Source organism: Aquabacterium sp. UBA2148, assembly GCF_002328915.1.
Classification (GTDB): domain Bacteria; phylum Pseudomonadota; class Gammaproteobacteria; order Burkholderiales; family Burkholderiaceae_C; genus Aquabacterium; species Aquabacterium parvum.
This window is the reverse complement of sequence record NZ_DCXA01000133.1, coordinates 1-2,862: the sequence shown is the minus strand read 5'-3', so window position 1 is coordinate 2,862 and position 2,862 is coordinate 1. Positions and strand designations below refer to the sequence as shown.

The window sequence follows — 2,862 nt, the reverse complement described above, 5'->3', positions numbered from 1 at the left end:
AGCGGACGCCACCCCTGGTGAGCTGGCCGACGAGGTGGAGCTCAGCGCCCTGAGCCAGGAGCCCGTTGACCAGGTCCCGGACCGCGAGGCCATCCTCACCCACGGCATCCAGGACATCACCAACACCCTGGTCGAGTCCTTCAAGCTGCAAACGGTGCTGCACATGGTGCTCGAGACCATCTGGCGCGGCCTGGGTGCCCGCCGCGTCGTCTTCTGCCTGCGCGACGCCAAGACCAACACCCTGGTGGGCCGCCTGGGCCTGGGTGAGGGCGCCGACGTGCTCAAGGCGGCATTTCAGATCGGCCTGAACGTGCAGCCCGGCCAGCAGCCCGACCTGTTCGCCGCCGTGTGCCACCGCAACGTCGACACCCTGATTGCCGATGCCAGCGTGGCCGCCGTGGTGCGCCTGCTGCCAGGCTGGTTCCAGGCCCATGTGCAAGCGCCGACCTTTCTGGTGCTTCCGCTGTGGATGAAGCGGCCCAACCAGCCTGATGTGGTGCTGGGCATGATCTACGTCGACCAGGCCGAGGCCGGTGGCCTGGTGCTGGACGAGCGCACCTTGTCGTTGCTGCGCACGCTGCGCAACCAGGTCATCATGGCCTTCAAGCAGACCGCAGGCTGAGGGCTATCATCGCGCCCCATGTTCCGCATCGTCCTGGTCCACCCCGAGATCCCGCCCAACACCGGCAACGTCATCCGGCTGGCGGCCAACACCGGCTGCGAGCTGCACCTGATCGAACCGCTGGGCTTTTCGATGGACGACAAGCTGCTGCGACGCGCGGGGCTCGATTACCACGAGCACGCGCCGGTCAGGCGCCACGCCAGCTGGCAAGCCTTCCTGGATGCGATGCAGCCTGACGTCTCGAGGATGTTTGCGTTCACCACGCGCGGCAGCCGACCCTTCGGCGAGGTGAGCTGGCAGAGCGGTGACTGGCTGGTGTTCGGGTGCGAAACGGCTGGCCTGCCGCCTGATTTGCGCGAGACCTTCCCGCTGCCCCAGCGCGTGCGCCTGCCCATGCGGGCCGACCAGCGCAGCCTCAACCTCAGCAACGCGGTGGCGGTGGCGGTGTTCGAGGCCTGGCGCCAGAACGGCTACGCGGGCGGGGGCTGATCGGCCCGACCACGCGCCCTGGCGTGGTGTCGGGCGCCCATGGGCCCGGCTTCAGCCCTCTGCCTTGGCCTCGCGGCGCATCAGCGCGCCAACGGCCTCGGCAGGGCCCATGCGGCCCTCCAGCACGGCCACCACGGCTTCGGTGATGGGCATGCTCACGCCCAGCGCCTGCGCGCGCTGCCACACGGTGGGTGCGGTGTAGACGCCTTCGGCCACGTGACCCAGCTCGTGCAGGATCTGCGGCAACGGCTTGCCCGTGGCCAGTTGCAGTCCCACGTTGCGGTTGCGCGAGAGGCTGCCCGTGGCGGTCAGCACCAGGTCACCCAGCCCGGACAGGCCCATGAAGGTGTCGGGGCGTGCGCCCAGGGCCACGCCCAGGCGGGTCATTTCGGCCAGGCCGCGCGTGATGAGCGCAGCGCGGGCGTTCAGGCCCAGCTCCAGCCCGTCGGCGATGCCGGTGGCGATGGCCAGCACGTTTTTGACCGCGCCGCCGACCTCGACACCAACCGGGTCGGGCGAGGTGTAGACGCGCAGCGAATCGGAGTGGAAGGTGCGCACGGCCAGCTCGCCCAGCGAGGCGTCTGGGCTGGCGGCGACCAGCGCGGTCGGGCGGCCGATGGCCACCTCGTGCGCGAAGCTCGGACCGGAGAGCACCCCGGTGCGCGCCTGCGGGCTCACGGCCCGCGCGATTTCATGCCCCAGCCGACCGGTGCCTTTTTCAAAGCCCTTGCACAGCCACAGCGCGGCCGCGTCCACAGGCAGGCGTTGCAGCACCTCGGCCAGCGCCGCCATGGGCGTGCCGATGATGATCAGGCCTTGTTGTGCATGCGCATGCGCGTGCGCCACGGCCTGGTCAAAGTCTGCCGAGACCTGCAAGGCTTCAGGGAAGGGGGCGTCGGGCAGGTAGCGCGCGTTGCGGCGCGCTGTTTGCATCTCGGCCGCCTGGGCGGGGTCGCGCGCCCACAGGTGCACCGGCACGCCTTGACGCGCCGCGCTGATGGCCAGCGCGGTGCCCCAGGCGCCGGCCCCCAGGACCGTGATCGGTGGGGTCATCCGCTCAGGCGTTGGCCTGCTGGGCAGCGGCTTGCTGCAGCTGCGACTCGTACATGGCCTGGAAGTTGACTTCGGTCAGGTGCACGGCGGGGAAGCCGGTGCGGTTGAGCGTGTCGGCCACGGTGGCGCGCAGGTAGGGGTAGACGATCTGCGGGCAGGCGATGGCGATGATCGGCTGCAGCTGCTCTTGCGGGATGTTGCGGATCTCGAACAGGCCGGCTTGCTTGGCTTCGATCAGGAACAGCACCTTGTCGTTGACCTTGGCGGTCACGGTGGCGGTCACGGCCACTTCATAGATGCCTTCGACCACGGGTTCGGCGTGCAGGTTCAGTTGCACGTCGATCTGGGGCTGGCCCTGCTCCAGCAGGATCTGCGGGGCGTTGGGCAGCTCCAGGGACAGGTCCTTGAGGTAGATGCGCTGGATGGCAAAGCTGGGCTGGGCTTGTTCGCTCATGACGATTCCTTGGTTTGTTCGGCGGGCCCGGGCGTCGCAGGTTGCGCGCTCTGACGGGTCTGTCTCCGGTGCGGGGGATTATGGCGCAGCCGTGTGACGAGCCTGTCACGGGGCTGAGGGGGGTGACGCCTGGAGTCCCCTGAGGTGGCCCGCGCTCAGAGCAGAGTCAACGCCAGTGCGACGGCCGCTGGCAGGGCCTGGATCGGCAGGATGCGCCAGCTCGCCGTGGCGCCGCCGAACACCC

Annotated in this window: 3 protein-coding genes and 1 pseudogene; 2 read left to right on the top strand and 2 right to left on the bottom strand. The window is 69.4% G+C overall.

Annotation, left to right across the window (positions count from 1 at the left end):
* Together B2W70_RS07205 and trmL are read left to right on the top strand one after the other, a co-directional pair.
* Window positions 1–622, top strand: a pseudogene (locus B2W70_RS07205) (serine/threonine protein kinase); the annotation flags it as partial.
* 18 nt (window positions 623–640) lie between these two features.
* Window positions 641–1,111: a tRNA (uridine(34)/cytosine(34)/5-carboxymethylaminomethyluridine(34)-2'-O)-methyltransferase TrmL gene (gene trmL, locus B2W70_RS07200; protein WP_286744262.1), complete on the top strand. Its 471-nt coding sequence runs from the start codon at window positions 641–643 to the stop codon at window positions 1,109–1,111.
* A gap of 51 nt (window positions 1,112–1,162) precedes the next feature.
* On the opposite strand, the gene B2W70_RS07195 is transcribed toward trmL, so the two are convergent.
* Both B2W70_RS07195 and secB read right to left on the bottom strand, forming a co-directional pair.
* Entirely contained in the window at window positions 1,163–2,164 is a 1,002-nt protein-coding gene (locus B2W70_RS07195; protein WP_286744260.1) for an NAD(P)H-dependent glycerol-3-phosphate dehydrogenase, read from the bottom strand.
* A gap of 4 nt (window positions 2,165–2,168) precedes the next feature.
* Complete coding sequence (gene secB / locus B2W70_RS07190) at window positions 2,169–2,618, bottom strand: protein-export chaperone SecB (RefSeq protein WP_058086661.1); 450 nt, start codon at window positions 2,616–2,618, stop codon at window positions 2,169–2,171.
* Window positions 2,619–2,862 lie beyond the last annotated feature (244 nt).